The 19347-nt window shown below is 65.6% G+C and carries 20 protein-coding genes; 14 read left to right on the top strand and 6 right to left on the bottom strand.

Features of this window, described 5'->3' with window-relative positions:
• Nucleotides 1–27: 27 nt before the first annotated feature.
• Both HSX14_RS22085 and ygfZ read right to left on the bottom strand, forming a co-directional pair.
• Entirely contained in the window at nucleotides 28–864 is an 837-nt protein-coding gene (locus HSX14_RS22085; RefSeq protein ID WP_111260507.1) for an HDOD domain-containing protein, read from the bottom strand.
• Between the two features lie 37 nt (nucleotides 865–901).
• Nucleotides 902–1843 (bottom strand): CAF17-like 4Fe-4S cluster assembly/insertion protein YgfZ, encoded by a 942-nt coding sequence (ygfZ, locus tag HSX14_RS22080; RefSeq protein ID WP_173172077.1) that lies wholly within the window; start codon nucleotides 1841–1843, stop codon nucleotides 902–904.
• Nucleotides 1844–1963: 120 nt separating this feature from the next.
• Between ygfZ and HSX14_RS22075 the strand changes: the two genes are divergently transcribed.
• Both HSX14_RS22075 and HSX14_RS22070 read left to right on the top strand, forming a co-directional pair.
• On the top strand, nucleotides 1964–2218 hold the full coding sequence (locus HSX14_RS22075; protein ID WP_173172079.1) for an FAD assembly factor SdhE: 255 nt from the start codon (nucleotides 1964–1966) through the stop codon (nucleotides 2216–2218).
• Nucleotides 2202–2654, top strand: coding sequence for a protein YgfX (locus HSX14_RS22070; RefSeq protein WP_173172081.1), 453 nt, complete (start codon nucleotides 2202–2204; stop codon nucleotides 2652–2654). Before HSX14_RS22075 ends, HSX14_RS22070 begins: the two co-directional genes overlap by 17 nt.
• Here the strand turns inward: HSX14_RS22070 and nadB are convergent.
• A complete protein-coding gene (gene nadB, locus HSX14_RS22065) occupies nucleotides 2623–4239 on the bottom strand; it encodes an L-aspartate oxidase (RefSeq protein WP_173172083.1) in 1617 nt (538 codons plus the stop codon). The genes HSX14_RS22070 and nadB overlap by 32 nt on opposite strands.
• A gap of 372 nt (nucleotides 4240–4611) precedes the next feature.
• Here nadB and rpoE point away from each other — a divergent pair, with 372 nt between their 5' ends.
• The 11 genes from rpoE (at nucleotide 4612) to pdxJ (ending at nucleotide 14747) form a co-directional block, all read left to right on the top strand.
• Complete coding sequence (gene rpoE, locus HSX14_RS22060; RefSeq protein WP_021221243.1) at nucleotides 4612–5193, top strand: RNA polymerase sigma factor RpoE/AlgU; 582 nt, start codon at nucleotides 4612–4614, stop codon at nucleotides 5191–5193.
• Nucleotides 5194–5224: 31 nt separating this feature from the next.
• Nucleotides 5225–5815 (top strand): sigma-E factor negative regulatory protein, encoded by a 591-nt coding sequence (locus HSX14_RS22055; RefSeq protein WP_173172085.1) that lies wholly within the window; start codon nucleotides 5225–5227, stop codon nucleotides 5813–5815.
• An 8-nt stretch (nucleotides 5816–5823) separates the two neighbouring features.
• Entirely contained in the window at nucleotides 5824–6783 is a 960-nt protein-coding gene (locus HSX14_RS22050) for a MucB/RseB C-terminal domain-containing protein (protein ID WP_173172087.1), read from the top strand.
• Between the two features lie 212 nt (nucleotides 6784–6995).
• The gene (locus HSX14_RS22045; RefSeq protein WP_173172089.1) at nucleotides 6996–8423 is read left to right on the top strand and encodes a DegQ family serine endoprotease; all 1428 of its coding nucleotides are present in this window, start codon (nucleotides 6996–6998) and stop codon (nucleotides 8421–8423) included.
• Nucleotides 8424–8574: 151 nt separating this feature from the next.
• A complete protein-coding gene (gene lepA, locus HSX14_RS22040) occupies nucleotides 8575–10374 on the top strand; it encodes a translation elongation factor 4 (protein ID WP_173172091.1) in 1800 nt (599 codons plus the stop codon).
• 5 nt (nucleotides 10375–10379) lie between these two features.
• Nucleotides 10380–11234 carry a signal peptidase I gene (gene lepB / locus HSX14_RS22035; RefSeq protein WP_111260516.1) on the top strand — a complete coding sequence of 285 codons (855 nt, stop codon included), beginning with the start codon at nucleotides 10380–10382 and terminating at the stop codon, nucleotides 11232–11234.
• 110 nt (nucleotides 11235–11344) lie between these two features.
• Nucleotides 11345–11722 (top strand): DUF4845 domain-containing protein, encoded by a 378-nt coding sequence (locus tag HSX14_RS22030; protein ID WP_173172093.1) that lies wholly within the window; start codon nucleotides 11345–11347, stop codon nucleotides 11720–11722.
• A complete protein-coding gene (gene rnc / locus HSX14_RS22025; RefSeq protein ID WP_111260518.1) occupies nucleotides 11719–12408 on the top strand; it encodes a ribonuclease III in 690 nt (229 codons plus the stop codon). The genes HSX14_RS22030 and rnc overlap by 4 nt, the downstream gene beginning before the upstream one ends.
• Nucleotides 12401–13303: a GTPase Era gene (era, locus tag HSX14_RS22020; RefSeq protein WP_111260519.1), complete on the top strand. Its 903-nt coding sequence runs from the start codon at nucleotides 12401–12403 to the stop codon at nucleotides 13301–13303. The genes rnc and era overlap by 8 nt, the downstream gene beginning before the upstream one ends.
• Nucleotides 13304–13306: 3 nt before the next feature.
• The gene (recO, locus tag HSX14_RS22015) at nucleotides 13307–14005 is read left to right on the top strand and encodes a DNA repair protein RecO (protein ID WP_173172095.1); all 699 of its coding nucleotides are present in this window, start codon (nucleotides 13307–13309) and stop codon (nucleotides 14003–14005) included.
• The gene (pdxJ, locus tag HSX14_RS22010) at nucleotides 13998–14747 is read left to right on the top strand and encodes a pyridoxine 5'-phosphate synthase (RefSeq protein ID WP_173172097.1); all 750 of its coding nucleotides are present in this window, start codon (nucleotides 13998–14000) and stop codon (nucleotides 14745–14747) included. The genes recO and pdxJ overlap by 8 nt, the downstream gene beginning before the upstream one ends.
• Before the next feature lie 268 nt (nucleotides 14748–15015).
• On the opposite strand, the gene cmoB is transcribed toward pdxJ, so the two are convergent.
• Genes cmoB through HSX14_RS21995 form a run of 3 tightly spaced genes read right to left on the bottom strand, consistent with a single transcriptional unit; the run spans nucleotide 15016 to nucleotide 17451 of the window.
• The gene (cmoB, locus tag HSX14_RS22005; protein ID WP_173172099.1) at nucleotides 15016–15984 is read right to left on the bottom strand and encodes a tRNA 5-methoxyuridine(34)/uridine 5-oxyacetic acid(34) synthase CmoB; all 969 of its coding nucleotides are present in this window, start codon (nucleotides 15982–15984) and stop codon (nucleotides 15016–15018) included.
• On the bottom strand, nucleotides 15981–16757 hold the full coding sequence (cmoA, locus tag HSX14_RS22000) for a carboxy-S-adenosyl-L-methionine synthase CmoA (protein ID WP_173172102.1): 777 nt from the start codon (nucleotides 16755–16757) through the stop codon (nucleotides 15981–15983). Before cmoA ends, cmoB begins: the two co-directional genes overlap by 4 nt.
• 52 nt (nucleotides 16758–16809) lie before the next feature.
• Complete coding sequence (locus tag HSX14_RS21995) at nucleotides 16810–17451, bottom strand: lysoplasmalogenase (RefSeq protein ID WP_173172104.1); 642 nt, start codon at nucleotides 17449–17451, stop codon at nucleotides 16810–16812.
• A 176-nt stretch (nucleotides 17452–17627) separates the two neighbouring features.
• On the opposite strand from HSX14_RS21995, the gene HSX14_RS21990 reads away from it, so the two are divergent.
• Nucleotides 17628–19325 (top strand): diguanylate cyclase, encoded by a 1698-nt coding sequence (locus HSX14_RS21990; protein ID WP_173172106.1) that lies wholly within the window; start codon nucleotides 17628–17630, stop codon nucleotides 19323–19325.
• Nucleotides 19326–19347 lie beyond the last annotated feature (22 nt).

Genomic DNA, 19347 nt, shown 5'->3' with positions numbered 1-19347 from the left:
TTTTCGCGGATGCGCGTTGCAGTTGTATTACTGCAGCATGCCCATGGCCGCTTCCATGGCGGCGGAGAGGTCTTCGTCGGCCTGCATGTCCACCTGCGGGTCGAGGCCCAGCTTGGCGAACGCCGGGATCTGGCTCCAGTCGAGCTGGGTGTAGGGGTGCTCGCTGCCCAGGTAGCTCTGCAGGGTGGCGACCTGGACGATGTCGACGTAGTCGGCCTTGGGCGAGTTGCGGGTGAAGTCGAGGAACTGGCTCGGCACCTGGGCGATGGGTTCGGGGAATTCCCAGGCACGCAGGATGCGGTCGCCGATGATCGGGTGGATGCGCTCGATCACGTGGTTGAGGCTGATGGAGTCGGCCAGCAGTTCGTAGTGTTCCTCGGCGTAGGTGAGGATCGGCAGCACGCCGATCTGGTGCACCAGGCCGGCCAGGGTCGCCTGGTCCGGGGCGAGGCGGGTGTAGTGGCGGCAGAGCACGTGGCAGATGCCGGCGATCTCGGTGCTCTTGTTCCACACTTCGCGCATCTTGCGGTCGACCACATCGGAGGTGGCCTGGAACATCTGCTCCATGGCAAGGCCCGTGGCCAGGTTGCAGGTGTAGTTGATGCCGAGACGGCTGATGGCCATCTGCAGGTCGGTGATTTCCTTGTTGGTACGCAGCAGCGGGCTGTTCACCACCTTGATGATGCGCGCGGTGAGGGCGGCGTCGTTGCCGATCACCTTGGACAGGGCCGGGATGCTGACATCCGGGTCTTCGGCGGCTTCGCGCACCTTGAGCGCGACTTCGGGAAGGGTGGGCAGGACCAGCTCGTCGTTGTCGATGGCGTTGATCAGGTCTTGTTGGACGCGTTCTGCAAGCTTGCTCATGGATGCTCTCTTGAAAAGGGGGACGGGCCGGTGCTGTCTAGCGCTGAATCTCGCGGTCGGCATCCAGGGTATAGGGCAGTGTCAGCAGGTCGAGGGTTGGGCCATCGGCCGTCCCCAGGTGGATCCGTCCGTCATTCACCGCATCTTCCTGGAGTACGGCGAGCAATTCGAATCCCTGTCCTGTCGGTGCGGCCAGCACCACCTCGCCCACGCTGCTCGAATGCACGGGGGAGAAGAGTTCGGTGCCCGGCGCCGGACGTTCCCCGGCGGACAGGGCGAGGCGTTGCAGGCGGCGCTTGAGCTTGCCCAGGTACTGCATGCGGGCGACGATTTCCTGCCCGGTGTAGCAGCCCTTCTTGAAGCTGACGCCGCCGACGGCCTGGAGGTTGATCATCTGCGGGATGAACAGCTCGCGGGTGGCGGCGAAGACCTGGCCGACGCCGGCGCGGACCTGGGCGAGCAGCCAGGCGTCCAGGGGCGCCTCGGGCAGGTGCGCGGCCAGGCGGGTGCGCAGGGCCTCGGCTTCGGAGCGCGGGGCCCAGAGTTCACTGCGGCCGTCGGACAGGCGCAGGGCGATCAGGCCATTGGCGCGGGCGACGCTGTCGGCGTCCTGCGGCAATTCGAGGCCCAGGCCCAGCAGCACGTCGTCGCCGCGGGCGAGGCCGAAGCGCACCCAGTCGGGGCTTTCGTCACCGAGGGTGGACTTGGAGAACACGGCGTACTTCTTCAGGTCCGCCAGTTGCGCTTCCAGCAGCCCGGCGTCGAGCGCCAGCAGGAAGCCGTCGCCCTCGGCGAGGATGCGGAAGCTGGAGACCATGCGGCCCTTGGGGGTGCAGCGCGCGCCGAGGCTGGTGGTGCGCTCGTCCAGGTAGGCAAGGTTGCAGGTGACCTGGCCCTGGAGGAACTTGGCGGCGTCCACGCCACGTACGGCGAGCAGGCCTTCGTGGGTGAGCGGGCAGAAGAATGCTGAGTCGGCCATCGGTGATCGCAGGAATTGGGGTCAGGGGCGTCATGATAGAGCCCGCCATGCCGGTTGTCAGCGGGTGCCGCATGCGGCCCGGGTCGTTATAATGCCGGCCTCTTCCCTGGAGGCGCTCTGATGGCCGACGCAACTGAACTGAACCGACTCTTCTGGCACAGCCGCCGCGGCATGCTGGAGCTCGATGTGCTGCTGGTACCTTTCGTCCGGGAGGTGTACCCGAGCCTCGATGAGGCGGACCAGGCGCGCTTCCGCAAGCTGCTCGAATGCGAGGACCAGGACATGTTCGGCTGGTTCATGCAGCGCGGTGAGCCGGAAGATTCCGACCTGCGGTACATGGTGAAAATGATCCTGGACCGTGTCCAGCCCAAGTAGCGCCTTCGAATGCCACTGGCGCCCTTCGCGGCGCCTGCTGGTGCTCTACCTGTCGCTGTTTTCTCTGGCGCTGGTCGCCGTGGCCTGTGCCGAGCTGCCCCGGTGGGCGCAGCTCGCCTGCCTGTTCGCCTGCCTGGCCCATGCGGCCTGGACATTGCCGCGCCAGGTGCTGCTGGCGTCTGCCTCATCCATCCGGGGTTTGCGCCTGGACGCCGACGGCTGGCGGCTGCGGCGCCACGACGGGCAATGGTGCGCCGTGCGCCTGAGCCCCGACAGCCTTGCATTGCCGATGGTGGTGTTGCTGGTCTATCGCCCCGAGGGCGCGATCATGACGCGGGGCCTGTGCATCCCCGCGGATTCACTCGATGAGCGGAGCCACAGGCGCCTGCGCGTGCACCTGCGTTTCAATCGCCATAGATGGGTGGCGCCAGGATAGTGTCACGGGCCTCGGGCAGCTGGTCGGGATAATCGAGCGTGTAGTGCAGTCCGCGGCTTTCGCGGCGTTGCATGGCCGACTCGATCATCAGCTCGGCGACCTGGGCCAGGTTGCGCAGCTCGATCAGGTCGCGGCTGACCTTGTAGTTGGAATAGAACTCGTCGATCTCGCTGAGCAGCAGGCGCACCCGGTGCTGGGCGCGTTGCAGGCGCTTGTTGGTGCGCACGATGCCGACATAGTCCCACATGAATCGCCGCAGTTCGTCCCAGTTGTGCGCGATGATCACGTCCTCGTCCGAGTCGGTGACCTGGCTGGCGTCCCAGGCCGGGAGGCGGGCGGGCAGGGGGATGGTGTCGAGTTGGGCGAGCATGTCGTGGGCGGCGGCGCGGGCGTAGACGAAGCACTCCAGCAGTGAGTTGCTGGCCATGCGGTTGGCGCCGTGCAGGCCGGTGAAGCTGGTCTCGCCGATGGCATAGAGGCCGGGGATGTCGGTGTGGCCATCGCGGTCGACCACCACGCCGCCGCAGGTGTAGTGGGCGGCGGGTACCACCGGGATCGGCTGGCGGGTGATGTCGATGCCGAAGTCCAGGCAGCGCTCGTAGACGGTCGGGAAGTGGCTTTTGACGAATTCGGCCGGCTTGTGGCTGATGTCCAGGTAGACGCAGTCGATGCCCAGGCGCTTCATCTCGTGGTCGATGGCGCGGGCGACGATGTCGCGCGGGGCCAGTTCGGCACGGGGGTCGAAGCGCTGCATGAAGCGTTCACCGTTGGGCAGCTTGAGCAGGCCGCCCTCGCCGCGCACCGCTTCGGTGATGAGGAAGCTCTTGGCCTGCGGGTGGTAGAGGCAGGTGGGGTGGAACTGGTTGAACTCCAGGTTGCCCACCCGGCAGCCGGCGCGCCAGGCCATGGCGATGCCGTCGCCACAGGCGCCGTCGGGGTTGCTGGTATAGAGGTAGACCTTGGCCGCGCCGCCGGAGGCGAGGGCGGTGAAGCGGGCGCCATAGGTGTCGACTTCGCCACTGGCGCGGTTGAGCACGTAGGCGCCGAGGCAGCGATGTCCCTCGAGGCCGAGCTTGCGCTCGGTGATCAGGTCGACGGCGACGCGTTGTTCCAGCAGTTCGATGTTCGGGCGCCGACGGGCCTGTTCCAGCAGGGTGTTGAAGATGGCGGCGCCAGTGGCGTCGGCGGCGTGGATGATGCGTCGATGGCTGTGGCCGCCCTCGCGGGTCAGGTGGAATTCGAAGCCACCGTCCTCGCGGGCGTTTTCGTCCTCGCGGGTGAAGGGCACGCCCTGGTCGATCAGCCACTGGATCGCCTGGCGGCTGTTCTCGACGGTGAAGCGCACGGCGTCTTCACGGCACAGGCCGGCGCCGGCGACGAGGGTGTCCTCGACATGGGAGTCGACGGTGTCGGTGTCGTCCAGGACCGCCGCCACACCCCCTTGTGCCCAGTAGGTTGACCCGTTGGAAAGGTCACCTTTACTCAATACCGCGATGCGCAGGTGCTCGGGCAACGTCAGCGCCAGGGTGAGGCCGGCGGCACCGCTGCCGATCACCAGGACGTCGTGCTGAAAGTGTTGGCTCATGTCGGGATCCCGCGAAAATGCGGCCACTAGTATATAGAGGGGGTGGGCGGCACAATAGCGGGCTTATGTCCGGCAGAGAATCCCGGGAACTTTCTTAGTCCCCCTGGTTTCTTACATCCGTCGCACATGAGGTGACGTGCTTGTTGAGTTGTGCCGCGGAGCGTTTTCTGCGTTCCTGGCAGCGGCAAATCAGGCGAATAATTATCCGCGCAGCAGTGGCCAGTGCTCTGCTGCGCGATTCCGTGCAAGACGGAAACAGTCTTGTAGGAAGCTTGCTTGGAGGGGAGAACTTTTGCGCAACGCCCGAGTCTATTTTGGCAAGCCGATCCACTGGCTGGCGCAGTGCCCCTCGAGCTCCAACGAGGAGTGTCCATGCTAACCCAGGAACAGGATCAGCAACTGGTCGAACGGGTGCAGCGAGGCGACAAACGAGCTTTCGATCTTCTGGTGCTGAAGTATCAGCACAAGATTCTGGGTCTGATCGTGCGATTCGTCCACGACGCCCAGGAAGCTCAGGATGTTGCTCAGGAGGCCTTCATCAAGGCCTATCGCGCACTCGGGAATTTTCGCGGTGACAGCGCTTTCTACACATGGCTGTACCGCATCGCCATCAACACGGCGAAGAACCATCTGGTGGCGCGCGGTCGGCGCCCGCCGGATAGCGATGTAAGTGCCGAGGATGCGGAGTTCTACGATGGCGACCATGCCCTCAAGGACAACGAATCACCGGAACGGGCATTGCTGCGGGATGAGATCGAAGGCACCGTCCATCGGACCATCCAGCAATTGCCGGAAGATTTGCGTACTGCGCTGACTTTACGTGAATTCGATGGTCTGAGTTACGAGGACATTGCCAGCGTCATGCAATGTCCGGTTGGTACGGTTCGCTCGCGTATTTTCAGGGCGCGAGAAGCTATCGATAAAGCCCTGCAACCCCTGTTGCAGGAATCCTGAGACAGCGGCGACAGCTAAGAGAGGAATCGCCATGAGTCGTGAAGCCCTGCAGGAATCGCTGTCCGCGGTAATGGATAACGAAGCGGATGAACTGGAGTTGCGACGTGTGCTCGCGTCCAGCGGCGATGAGGAGCTCCGTTCCACCTGGTCTCGCTACCATATAGCGCGTGCCGTCATGCACAAGGAACTGATCGAGCCGCGCCTCGACATCGCCGCCGCGGTTTCCGCCGCGCTGGCTGATGAGGCGCTGCCGGCCCAGGCCACTCGTGGTCCTTGGCGTAGTCTTGGCCGCCTGGCGGTTGCCGCTTCGGTGACGCTGGCCGTGCTCGCTGGGGTGCGCATGTACAACCAGGACGAGGTGGGTGCTCAGCAGTTGGCCCAGCAAAGCGCTCCGCAGCCGGTGATCAGTGCGCCGCAAGCCAGCAAGGACACAGTTCTTGCCGGTTACAGCACTGACTCCCAAGGCGTGCGTCCGCCGCTGTCCGGTGCCGCGCAAGCGACCTCGGGTTGGCATGATCAGCGCCTGCCGGCCTACCTGCGCCAGCACGCCCAGCAGGCCGCCATGAGTGGGACTGACAGTGCGCTGCCCTATGCGCGTGCCGCCAGCCTGGAAAGCCGCTAAGGAGAAACATGCGCGCATTTCCACTCTTCGTGTTGCTCGGCGGTGGTTGGCTGGTTCAGGCCGCCCACGCCGCCGATGCACAGGACTGGCTGAAGCGACTCGCTGACGCCGAGCAGCGGCAGAATTTCCAGGGCACCTTCATCTATGAACGAAGCGGCAGCTTCTCCACTCACCAGGTCTGGCATCGCGTCGATGCCGGCAAGGTGCGTGAGAGGCTGCAGCAGCTCGATGGGCCCGCCCAGGAAATCCTCCGTGTGGATGGACGTACCGAGTGTGTGAGTGGTGCGCTTTCCGACCAGATGGTCGACGGCCAGGTCTGGCCGGCCCGTGATCTCGATGTCGCCCAGGTGGCAAAGTCCTATGACCTGAGCCTGGTGGGTGAGTCGCGGGTGGCGGGGCGCCAGGCCGTGGTGCTCTCACTCAACCCGCGCGACCAGCATCGGTACGGCTTCGAATTGCATCTGGACCGGGAGACCGGCCTGCCGCTCAAGTCATTGATGCTCAATGAGAAGGGCATGCTGCTGGAGCGTTTCCAGTTCACCCAGATCGACACCACGCAAGCACCCAGTGACAGCCAGCTCCAGGCGGGGCAGGGCTGTGAGCCCGTGCGCTACGCCGAGGCGCCCAAGGCCCTGGCCAATGCCTGGCGCTCCGATTGGTTGCCGGAGGGGTTCGCCCTGACCAGTGCGGTCCAGCGTCGCAGCCCGGTATCGTCGGATCCGGTGGCCTGCCTGCTCTATGGCGATGGCCTGGCGCGCTTCTCGGTCTTCCTCGAGCCCCTGCACGGTGCGTCTGTGGAAGATGTGCGTGTCGAGCTCGGTCCGACCGTTGCCGTATCCCGCCGGCTCGGCACCAGCGAAGGTGACGTGATGGTGACTGTGGTTGGCGAAATCCCCGTGGGAACTGCGGAGCGTATCGCGTTGTCTATGCGTACGGCCGGAACCGCAGCCCCCCAGGCGGCCCAGTGATTTGAGCGACGCCCGGGGCGGAGCGGCCATGTCCATGCGAGCCTGTCAGGGTCCCTGGGCTGATCGCTCCTCGGCATTGGTCCCGCAAGCGAATTCTTGGTTATGGTGTATCGGGCTGGGGGGATTCCCCCGGCCCGAATTGCGTTTGCCCGCCCGGCCGGTCGGCTCGTACGGGTTCACATTCCTCGTTTCATGACGGGAGCTGTATGTCGATGCTAAGCATGAAATCCTGCATGTCCGCGGTCGCGGCCCTGCTGCTGCTCGGTCAAACCCTTGTCGCCCGGGCAGAGCTGCCCGACTTCACCCCGCTGGTGGAGGAGGCCTCTCCGGCGGTCGTCAACATCAGTACGCGGCAGAAGCTTCCGGATCGCGCCGTCGCCGGCAACCAGGCCATGCCAGACCTGGAAGGCCTGCCGCCCATGCTCCGCGAGTTCTTCGAGCGCAGCATGCCGCAGATGCCGCGTAACCCGGGCGGTGGTCGCCAGCGCGAGGCGCAATCCCTGGGCTCGGGTTTCATCATCTCCCAGGACGGCTACGTCCTGACCAACAACCATGTGGTGGCCGACGCCGACGAGATCATCGTGCGCCTGTCCGACCGCAGCGAGCTCGAAGCCAAGCTGATCGGTGCCGATGCGCGCACCGACGTGGCCCTGCTCAAGGTCGAAGGCAAGGACCTGCCCATCGTCAAGCTCGGCAAGTCCGACGCCCTGAAGGTCGGCAGCTGGGTGCTGGCCATCGGCTCCCCCTTCGGCTTCGACCACTCGGTGACCGCCGGTATTGTCAGCGCCAAGGGGCGCAGCCTCCCGAACGAGAACTACGTGCCCTTCATCCAGACCGACGTGGCCATCAACCCGGGTAACTCCGGTGGCCCGCTGTTCAACCTGGATGGCGAGGTCGTGGGCATCAACTCGCAGATCTTCACCCGCTCCGGTGGCTTCATGGGGCTGTCCTTCGCCATCCCGATCGACGTCGCCATGAGCGTCGCCGACCAGCTCAAGGCCGAGGGCAAGGTCAGCCGCGGCTGGCTCGGCGTGGTGATTCAGGAAGTGAACAAGGACCTGGCCGAATCCTTCGGCCTGGACAAGCCCGCCGGTGCCCTGGTGGCCCAGGTACTCGACGACGGTCCCGCAGCCAAGGGCGGCCTCCAGGTCGGCGACGTCATCCTCAGCATGAACGGCCAGCCGATCGTCATGTCCGCCGACCTGCCGCATCTGGTCGGGGCTCTCAAGCCCGGTAGCAAGATCGACCTCGACGTGGTCCGCGAGGGTTCGCGCAAGAAGCTGGCGCTGACCATCGGTTCCCTGCCCGAAGATGGGGAGGAAGTGACCTCCACCGGCGCGCCGCAAGGTGCCGAGCGCAGCAGCAACCGCCTGGGCGTGCTGGTCGCCGAACTGTCCGCCGAGCAGAAGAAGAGCCTCGACATCAAGGGTGGTGTAGTGATCAGGGAAGTCCAGGACGGCCCCGCCGCCCTGATGGGCCTGCGTCCGGGTGACGTGATCAGCCACCTGAACAATCAGTCCATCGACTCGGTGCAGACCTTCGCCAAGGTGGCCAAGGAGTTGCCGAAGAACCGCTCCGTGTCCATGCGCGTGCTGCGCCAGGGCCGTGCCAGCTTCATCACCTTCAAGCTTTCGGAGTAATCCGATGCACTGAAAAAGGGCGACCCGGGTCGCCCTTTTTCATGCCTGTGCTCCGCCATGCGGGCGTGACGCCCGCGCTGCCGATCAGGTAAACTCCCCGGCTATTTTTCGGCAAGCAACCGGCTTGCGGCTTTTTTCGAGTGTCGACCCCGTGAGTGACCTGAGTCATATCCGCAATTTTTCGATCATCGCCCACATCGACCATGGCAAGTCGACCCTGGCCGACCGCTTCATCCAGATGTGCGGCGGCCTGTCCGATCGCGAGATGGAGGCCCAGGTGCTGGACTCCATGGACCTGGAGCGCGAGCGCGGCATCACCATCAAGGCCCACAGCGTGACCCTGCACTACAAGTCGCAGGATGGTAAGACCTACCAACTGAATTTCATCGATACCCCCGGCCACGTCGACTTCACCTATGAAGTCAGCCGCTCGCTGGCCGCCTGCGAAGGCGCGCTGCTGGTGGTGGATGCCGGCCAGGGCGTCGAGGCGCAATCGGTCGCCAACTGCTACACCGCCATCGAGCAGGGCCTGGAAGTGATGCCGGTCCTGAACAAGATGGACCTGCCCCAGGCCGAGCCCGAGCGGGTCAAGGAAGAGATCGAGCACATCATCGGCATCGACGCCACCGACGCGGTGCCGTGCAGCGCCAAGAGCGGCATGGGCGTGATCGACGTGCTCGAGCAACTGGTCAAGGTCATCCCGTCGCCCGAAGGCGAGATCGACGCGCCGCTGCAGGCGCTGATCATCGACTCCTGGTTCGACAACTACCTTGGCGTGGTCTCGCTGGTACGCGTCAAGCACGGCCGGGTGAAGAAGGGCGACAAGATCCTGGTGAAATCCACCGGCAAGATCCACCAGGTGGACAGCGTCGGCGTCTTCACCCCCAAGCACACCGAGATGGCCGATCTCAAGGCCGGTGAAGTGGGCTTCATCATCGCCGGCATCAAGGACATCCTCGGTGCCCCCGTGGGCGACACCCTGACCCTGTCCAACACCCCGGATGTCGATGTGCTGCCGGGCTTCCAGCGCATCAAGCCGCAGGTCTACGCCGGCCTGTTCCCGGTCAGCTCCGACGACTTCGAGGACTTCCGCGAAGCGCTGCAGAAGCTGACCCTGAACGATGCCGCCCTGCAGTACGAGCCGGAAAGCTCCGAGGCCCTGGGCTTCGGCTTCCGCATCGGCTTCCTCGGCATGCTGCACATGGAGATCATCCAGGAGCGCCTTGAGCGCGAGTACGACCTGGACCTGATCACCACCGCGCCCACCGTTATCTTCGAAGTGGTGCAGAAGAACGGCGAGACTATCTACGTCGACAACCCGTCCAAGCTGCCAGACCTCTCGTTCATCGAGGACATGCGCGAGCCCATCGTGCGTGCCAACATCCTCGTGCCCCAGGAACACCTGGGCAACGTCATCACCCTGTGCATCGAGAAGCGTGGCGTGCAGCGCGACATGCAATTCCTCAGCAGCCAGGTTCAGGTTTGCTACGACCTGCCGATGAACGAAGTGGTACTCGATTTCTTCGACCGCCTGAAATCCGTGAGCCGTGGCTATGCGTCCCTGGACTACAGCTTCGACCGTTTCCAGTCGGCCAACCTGGTCAAGCTGGATGTGTTGATCAACGGCGAGAAGGTCGATGCCCTGGCGCTCATCGTGCACCGCGACCAGGCCCACTACAAAGGCCGCGCGCTGACCGAGAAGATGAAGGAACTGATCCCACGGCAGATGTTCGACGTGGCGATCCAGGCGGCGATCGGTGGTCAGATCGTCGCGCGTACTACCGTCAAGGCGCTCAGGAAGAACGTTCTGGCCAAATGCTACGGCGGCGACGTGAGCCGTAAGAAGAAGCTGCTGGAAAAGCAGAAGGCCGGTAAGAAAAGGATGAAGCAGGTCGGCAGTGTGGAGATTCCACAGGAAGCCTTCCTCGCAGTGCTCAAAGTGGATAGCTAGGGTCTATGTCGATCAATTTCCCGCTTCTGTTGGTTCTCGCCGTGGCTGTCTGCGGCGTGCTCGCTCTCATCGATCTGGTTCTGCTGGCTCCGCGCCGGCGCTCCGCGATTGCCGCCTACCAGGGGCAAGTCAGCGAGCCCGACCCGGAGGTGATGGAAAAGCTCGACAAGGAGCCCTTGCTGGTGGAATACGGCAAGTCCTTCTTCCCGGTGCTGGCCATCGTGCTGGTGCTGCGGTCGTTCCTGGTCGAGCCCTTCCAGATTCCGTCCGGGTCGATGAAGCCGACCCTGGAAGTGGGGGATTTCATCCTGGTCAACAAGTTCGCCTACGGCATACGCCTGCCGGTGGTGGACACCAAGGTGATCGAAGTCGGCGACCCGCAGCGCGGTGATGTCATGGTGTTCCGCTACCCCAGCGACCCGAACATCAACTACATCAAGCGCGTGGTCGGCCTGCCGGGCGACCGCATCGCCTACAGCAGCGACAAGCGCCTGACCGTCAATGGCGAGCAGGTGGCCGAGAAACTGGTCGGCGACGAGCCTGGCACCCTGGGCAGCTCCCGCCTCTACGAGGAGAAGCTGGGCGAGGCCGAGCACCTGATCCGCAAGGAAATGAAGCGCTACCGCATGGAGCCGGGCAAGGAATGGGTGGTGCCGCAAGGGCACTACTTCATGATGGGCGACAACCGCGACAACTCGAACGACAGTCGCTACTGGAACGACCCCAACATTCCCAAGGACCTGCTCGGCATGGTTCCGGACCGCAACATCGTCGGCAAGGCCTTCGCCGTGTGGATGAGCTGGCCGGACCCGAAGATGAACAACCTGCCCAACTTCTCCCGCGTAGGCCTCATTCACTGAGGCCTGCCGACTTTCGCTTTTGCGGCGCTGTTCAACGCAGCGCCGCCCGCTATATATAGTCTTGCAACGGGCCAGCCGGCCCGCATAACAACACTGACATTGAGGTCATCATGACGTTTGCGCATTCGCAGAGGGGCTTGTCGATACTGGGCTGGCTGGTTGTCCTGGCCATCGTGGCGTTCCTGGCCAGTACCGCCTTCAAGATCGTCCCGCACTACATGGATTACTACGCGCTCGAGAAGCTCATCAAGTCCGTTGAGAACGAGAAAGGCCAGGCCATCTCCACGCCGCGCGATTTCCTGGACTACGTGCGCAAGGGCATGATGGTCAACAGCATCCGTGACATCGACCTGGAGAAGGCCCTGCAGGTCAAGGTCGAGAACAACGACTTCTATGCCACGCTGAAATACGAAAAACGCGAGCCGCTGGTCGAGAACCTCGACCTCGTGGTGCATTTCGACAAAGAATTCCGTGTGCGAGTCCCGTGAGCGTATCCCTCAGCCGTCTCGAGCGTCAGCTCGGCTACACCTTCCAGGACCAGGGTTTGATGACCCTGGCCCTGACCCATCGCAGCTTCGCCGGGCGCAACAACGAGCGCCTGGAGTTCCTCGGTGATGCCATCCTCAACTTCGTCGCCGGCGAGGCGCTCTACGAGCGTTTCCCCCAGGCGCGCGAAGGCCAGCTATCGCGCCTGCGCGCCCGCCTGGTCAAGGGCGAGACCCTGGCCCTGCTGGCCCGGGGCTTCGAGCTGGGCGAATACCTGCGCCTGGGCTCCGGCGAGCTGAAGAGTGGTGGTTTCCGCCGCGAGTCCATCCTCGCCGATGCGCTGGAAGCGCTGATCGGGGCCATCTACCTCGATGCCGGCATGGATTGCGCGCGTGAGCGCGTGCTGGCCTGGCTGCACAACGAGCTGGAAGGCCTGACCCTGGTCGATACCAACAAGGACCCCAAGACCCGTCTGCAGGAATTCCTCCAGTCGCGGGCCTGCGAACTGCCCCGCTATGAAGTGGTGGATATCCAGGGCGAGCCTCATTGCCGCACCTTCTTCGTCGAGTGCGAAGTCGCCCTGCTCAATGACAAGACCCGAGGCCAGGGTGCCAGCCGACGCATCGCCGAACAGGTGGCGGCGGCGGCGGCACTGGTGGCCCTGGGCGTGGAGAACGGCCATGACTGAATCGAACAATCCGCGCTGCGGCTACGTGGCTATCGTCGGGCGTCCCAACGTCGGCAAGTCCACGCTGCTCAACCACATCCTCGGGCAGAAGCTCGCGATCACCTCGCGCAAGCCCCAGACCACCCGCCACAACATGCTCGGTATCAAGACCGAGGGCGAGGTCCAGGCCGTCTACGTCGACACCCCCGGCCTGCACAAGAACAACGAGAAAGCGCTCAACCGCTACATGAACAAGACCGCCTCGGCCGCCCTCAAGGACGTCGACGTGGTGATCTTCGTGGTGGACCGCAACCGTTGGACCGACGAGGACCAACTGGTGCTCGAACGCGTCCAGTACGTCCAGGGCCCGGTGATCCTGGCCATCAACAAGACCGACCGCCTGGACGACAAGGCCGACCTGATGCCGCACCTGGCCTGGCTCCAGGAGCAACTGCCCAACGCCGAGGTGGTACCCATCTCCGCCCAGCAGGGGCACAACCTCGACACCCTCGAGCGCCTGGTCGCCGAGCGCCTGCCCGAGGGCGAGCACTTCTTCCCCGAAGACCAGATCACCGATCGCAGCAGCCGCTTCCTCGCCGCTGAGCTGGTTCGCGAGAAGATCATGCGCCAGCTGGGTGCCGAACTGCCCTACCAGATCACCGTCGAGATCGAGGAATTCAAGCAGGAAGGCCGCATCCTCCATATCCACGCACTGATCCTGGTGGAGCGCGACGGCCAGAAGAAAATCATCATCGGCGACGGTGGCGAGCGCATCAAACGCATCGGCCAGGAGGCGCGCAAGGACATGGAGGTGCTGTTCGACTCCAAGGTCATGCTCAACCTCTGGGTCAAGGTGAAGGGCGGCTGGTCCGACGACGAGCGTGCCCTGCGTTCCCTGGGCTACAACGACCAGTAGCCGATGCAGACCTGTGCGCAACCGGCCTTCGTGCTGCATAGCAGGGCCTACCGCGAAAGCAGCGCACTGGTGGATTTCCTCACCCCGGAAGGGCGCCTGCGCGCCGTCCTGCGGGGCGCGCGGGGCAAGGCCGGGACCCTGGCCCGGCCCTTCGTGCCGCTGGAGGTCGAATTCCGCGGCCGCGGCGACCTGAAGAACGTGGGGCGTCTGGAAGGTGCCGGCATCCCCCACTTCCTCACCGGCGAGGCCCTTTTCAGCGGCCTCTACCTCAATGAACTGACCATCCGCCTGCTGCCGGCCGAAGCGCCGCACCCCGCGCTGTTCGAGCACTACGCCGCCACCCTTCAGGCCCTGGCCGCCGGCCGACCGCTGGAGCCGCTGCTGCGCGCCTTCGAATGGCGCCTGCTGGACGAGCTGGGCTATGGTTTCGCGCTGGACCTGGACCTCAGCGGCGCGCCCATCCTCGCCAGTGGCATCTACCGCCTGCTGCCCGACGCCGGCCTGGAGCCCGTCGGGCAGTTGCAGCCCGGCCTGTTCCAGGGCGCCGAGCTGCTGGCCCTGGCCGAGGCCGACTGGAGTGCCCCCGGCGCCCTCGCTGCGGCCAAGCGCCTGATGCGCCAGGCCCTGGCGCCCCATCTCGGCGGACGGCCACTGGCCAGCCGCGAACTCTTCATGACGATCAAGGAACCTTCCCGTGACTGAAGCCAACCGTGTTCTGCTCGGCGTCAACATCGACCACGTCGCCACCCTGCGCCAGGCCCGTGGCACCCGCTATCCGGACCCGGTGAAGGCCGCCCTGGATGCCGAGGAGGCAGGTGCCGACGGCATCACCGTGCACCTGCGCGAGGATCGCCGGCACATCCAGGAACGCGACGTGCGCGTACTCAAGGAGGTCATGCAGACCCGCATGAACTTCGAGATGGGCGTGACCGAGGACATGCTCGCCTTCGCCGAGGAAATCCGCCCCGAACATGTCTGCCTGGTCCCGGAAACCCGCCAGGAGCTGACCACCGAAGGCGGCCTCGATGTCGCCGGGCAGGAAGCGCGGATCAAGGCGGCGGTCGAGCGCCTGGCGCGCCTGGGCAGCGAAGTCTCCCTGTTCATCGACGCCGATCCGGCGCAGATCGAAGCGTCCCATCGCGTCGGTGCCCCGGCCATCGAGCTGCACACCGGCCGCTATGCCGACGCCCACACCCCGGAAGAGGCCGCCCGTGAGCTGCAGCGCATCCGTGAAGGCGTGGCCTTGGGCCTGAAGCTGGGCCTGGTGGTCAATGCAGGCCATGGCCTGCACTACCACAACGTCGAGCCGGTGGCCGCCATCCCCGGCATCAACGAACTGAACATCGGCCATGCCCTGGTGGCACACGCGCTGTTCGTTGGCTTCAAGCAGGCGGTGGTGGAGATGAAGGAACTGATCCAAGCGGCGCAAGCGTCACGAGCTTGAAGCTTGAAGCGTCGTGTGTAGGGTGGGCCAGGCGGTGTCCACGAGTTTTGCGAGACCCATGCGGCCTGCGCTCGGCATGACCCCGAATGGTGGGCCGGTGAAGCGTGGCCCAGCCTACGGCCGGCGAGTGGAATAAATGAGTCTGGAGGTTGACGGCTTTCGTCAATCCCCCAGGCTCTTCCAGCTTCCAGCTTCCAGCTTCCAGCTTCCAGCTTCCAGCTTCCAGCTTCCAGCTTCCAGCTTCCAGCTTCCAGCTTCCAGCTTCCAGCTACGGCTTCCTCGCCACCACCACCGCCCGTGCCGGGGCAGGGAGCCCCTCGATCGTGCGGCTGTGGTCGGCGGGGTCGAGGAACTCGGGCAGTGACTGGAAGCGCATCCACTCGGTGCTGCGCTGCTCTTCGACGCTGGTGGCGCTGACGTCCACGCAGCGCACATCGACGAAGCCGGCGCGGCGCAGCCACAGTTCCAGCGCCGGCACCGATGGCAGGAACCACACGTTGCGCATCTGCGCATAGCGGTCCTCGGGCACCAGCACCTGCTGGGCGTCGCCTTCCACCACCAGGGTTTCCAGCACCAGCTCGCCGCCACGCACCAGGCAGTCCTTGAGGTCGAACAGGTGGTCGATGGGGGAGCGGCGGTGATAGAGCACGCCCATGGAGAACACCGTGTCGAAGCCCTCCAGCCTGGCCGGAAGCTCTTCCAGGGCCAGGGGCAGGTGCCAGGCAGGCAGGTCCGGCAGGAAGCGCTTGATCGCCAGGAACTGGCAGAAGAACAGCCAGTTGGGATCGATACCCACCACGCTCTCGGCACCGGCGCCGAGCATGCGCCACTGGTAGTAGCCATTGCCGCAGCCCACATCCAGCACCCGCTTGCCGCGCAGGTCGAGGTGCGGCGAGACCCGTGTCCATTTCCAGTCCGAGCGCCATTCGGTGTCGAGGTGCACGCCGAACAGCTCGAAGGGCCCCTTGCGCCAGGGGATCAGCCCTTGCAGGGCGGTCTTCAGCGTGGCACGGGTGGCGTCGTCGCAGGGGCCGTCGAGGGCGAAGCGCCGGGCCAGTTCCACACTGGTCGGGGTCAGCGCGGGCAGGGCCTCCACCGCCGCGCCCCAGCGCGCCAGGTCACCGTGGCCGACGGCCAGCTTGGCGTCGAGTTGGGCGGGCAGGTCGGCGGCCCAGTCCTGCAGCGGGGTGCCCATCAGCGTCTGCTGCAGGGCGTCGAGGTCGAGCGTACGGATCATGGCAGGGCGATCAGCGAGGCGAAGTTGAGGCACTGGAACCAGGGCACCACGCGGGAGAAACCGGCCGCCAGCAGGCGCTCGCGGTGTTCCTCCAGGCTGTCCGGGCGCATCACGTTCTCCAGGGCGCTGCGTTTCTGGGCGATTTCCAGCTCGCTGTAGCCGTTGGCGCGCTTGAAGTCGATGTGCAGGTCGGTGAGCAACTCGTGCTCCGCCGCGTCGTTGAAGCGCAGTTTCTCCGAGAGGATCAGCGCGCCGCCTGGCAGCAGCGCCTGGCGGATGCGTGCCAGCAGGGCCTGGCGCTCCTCGCGGGCGACGAACTGCAGGGTGAAGTTCATCGCCACCAGGGAGGCGGGCTCGAAGTCCAGGGCGAGGATGTCGGCCTCCAGGACTTCCACCGGCAGCAGCTCCTGGTACATCGAGTCCTGGGCATGCAGGTATTCGCGGCAGCGCTCGACCATCGCCGCCGAGTTGTCCACGGCCAGCACCCGGCAGCCTTCGCTGCGCACGTGGCGGCGCAGGGCCTGGGTCACCGCGCCGAGGGAGGCGCCGAGGTCGTACAGGCGGGTATTGGGCTGCGCGAAGCGGGCGGCCAGCACGCCGATGTTCTCGACGATGGTCGGGTAGCCCGGCACCGAGCGCTTGATCATGTCCGGGAACACCTTGACCACGTCCTCGTTGAACGCGAAGTCGGTGACTTGAGCCTGAGGCGTGGCGTAGATGCGGTCGGGGTTGTGCTTCACGGTGCCGGTACCAGCTGGTGGAAAGGCCGGCATTCTAGCCAAGACCGCGCCCGGCCAGAATCCCGGCGTGCCGATCGGTCGAAAATCAGCGTCGCCCGTGCAGCACCGCCGAGGCGACGATGCCCAGCTGCCCCAGCCAGTAGGTGAGCATGATGGCCAGCCCGGCCGTCTCGAAGGGCGCCACGAAGCGGTTGATCCCCAGCAGGCTGTCCGAGACCACGAAGCACAGCGCCCCCGCCGCCGCGACCCTCACCGAACGCCGCCCCGGCCCGCGGGTGCCCAGGCGGGCCAGGGCGCGCCAGAGCATCGCACTGATGGTCAGGGCATAGAGCGCCACCGGCACCAGCAGGCCGCCGAGGCCGCCACGGGCCAGCACCGCGAACATGCCGGCACCGAACAGCACTGCCGGCAACAGCGCCCGGGGCGCCAGGCGCCGGGTGTCGGACAGGTAGGCGCCGATATAGGCCAGGTGGCCGAGCAAAAAGGCCCCCAGGCCGAAGACGAAGAAATCCGGCGACCCCTGCAGGAGCATGTCGCCGGCCAGGCACAGCAGCAGGCCCAGCACTATCCAGCGTCGGTAGTGGCCGGGTGGGGCGCTGCGCACCAGCCAGGCGAGGAGGGCGAGGATGGGTACCGGCTTGGTCCACAGGCACAGCGTGGCCAGGTCGTTGGCATCGCCGTAGAGGTAGGCCAGCGCGCCGGCCAGCCCGATCAACAGCCACTGCATGGGAAGCTCCTCGAATGAATGGGCGCGGTCGCCCACTGGCGACTCGCTGCGGCCTTTCTCGGCCCTGCGCCACTCTGCGCATCGACACGATCGGGCTCCAGGCGCAAAACGCCAGGTGCAGTCGCCGATTGCGCCGCTAGACTGAAAACGCACCCCGCTACGAGGACGACGATGTGATGAAGACGGCGACTCGCCTGCAGGCCGGATTCCTGCTGGCGATCGGCATGCTGGCACTCAATATCGTGCTGCCGCTGGCCACCACCCGCTGGGTCGGCAGCGCCGAGCGCCAGCTGGAGCAGCATGAACACACCGGGCGCGAGCTCACCGACCTGCTTTCCTCCCTCAAGGACGGGGAAACCGGCCAGCGCGGATTCGCCCTGACCGGCCGCGACGACTACCTGACCCCGCTCTACCAGGGCTACGGCGATGTCGACAAGGACATGGCGCGCTTCCGCGTCACCTTGGTTGGCGACGAACTGTTCGACGACCTGCAGCTGCTCACCGGCCTGATCGCCGAGCAGCGCGCGTTCTTCGCCCGGGTCATCGAGTTGCGCCGCAGCGAAGGGCTGGCCGCCGCCAGCGAGCTGGTCGGCACCGGCAAGGGCAAGCAACTGATGGATGCGATCCGCCTGCGCCTCGGCGAGATGCAGGGGGTGGTCGAGCAGCGCGTGCTGCTGGCCAAGCAGGAGATCGAATGGCGCGGCTGGGCCGGGATGGCGATGCTGGGGTTGATCACCCTGCTGGACCTGCTGGTGATCGCGCTGCTCTTCCACTTCACCTTCCGCATGCTGCGCGAGGGCCGCGAAGCCCGTATCGCCCAGAACCTGCTCAGCGAGCAGCTGAGCCTGGGCATGCAGCGCGTGGAACTGCGCAACCACCAGATCTCGTTGTTGAGCCGCATGGCCGGTGCCCTGCATTCGGTGAACGAGTTCGACGAGTGTTTCGACATCATCAGCCGCTTCGCCGGCCAGCTGTTCCCGCAGAGCGATGGTTGCCTGCACCTCTACCACCCCTCGCGGGACGTTCTCGAAGAGGCCGGCTGCTGGGGGGGCTGGGAGGCCGGCAGCGTCGAGCTGTTCGAGCCCGACGACTGCTGGGCCATCCGTCGCGGGCAGAGCCACCTGGTGCTGGACGTGGACAAGGACCTGGTCTGCCCGCACCTGCACGAACGTCACCTGGCCCGGAACGGGTCGCTCTGCGTGCCCCTGATGGCCCAGGGCGAACCCCTGGGGGTGATGACCCTGTGCGGCGGGGGCGCCGACCTGGAGCTGGCCGAAGCCTTCGCCGAACAGGTGTCCCTGGGCGTGGCCAACCTCAGCCTGCGTGAGAGCCTGCGCCAGCAGTCGGTGATGGACGCTCTGACCGGCCTGCACAACCGCCGCTTCCTCGACGAGACCCTGCGCCGCGAACTGCTGCGTGCCGGTCGCAAGCAGTCGCCGGTGATCGTCGTGCTGCTGGATGTGGACCACTTCAAGCGCTTCAACGACACCTTCGGGCATGAGGCCGGCGACCTGGTCCTGCGCCACCTGGCGCTCGAAATGAAGCGCCACGTGCGCTCCAGCGACCTGGCCTGCCGCTACGGCGGCGAGGAGTTCGCCCTGGTGATGCCGGAGATCAGCCTCGAAGATGCCATCGATCGCTGCGAGGCGCTCCGTCTCGGGGTCACGCGCCTGCAGATCCGCTACGGCGGCCAGCCCCTGGGGCCCATCGCCATTTCCCTGGGCCTGGCCTGCTTCCCCGCCGATGGCGAAGGTGCCGATGCGCTGCTGAACGCTGCCGATAGCGCGCTGTACCAGGCCAAGCGCGCCGGTCGCAACCAGCTGTGCCTGTACCAGGGCTTGCGCGGCCAGCACAGCATCACCGCCGAGTCCTAGGCCCGGCGGTGGGCGTCATGGG

The sequence above is a fragment of the Pseudomonas tohonis genome (assembly GCF_012767755.2).
Lineage (GTDB): Bacteria > Pseudomonadota > Gammaproteobacteria > Pseudomonadales > Pseudomonadaceae > Metapseudomonas > Metapseudomonas tohonis.
This window is presented reverse-complemented; position numbering and strand designations above follow the sequence as displayed.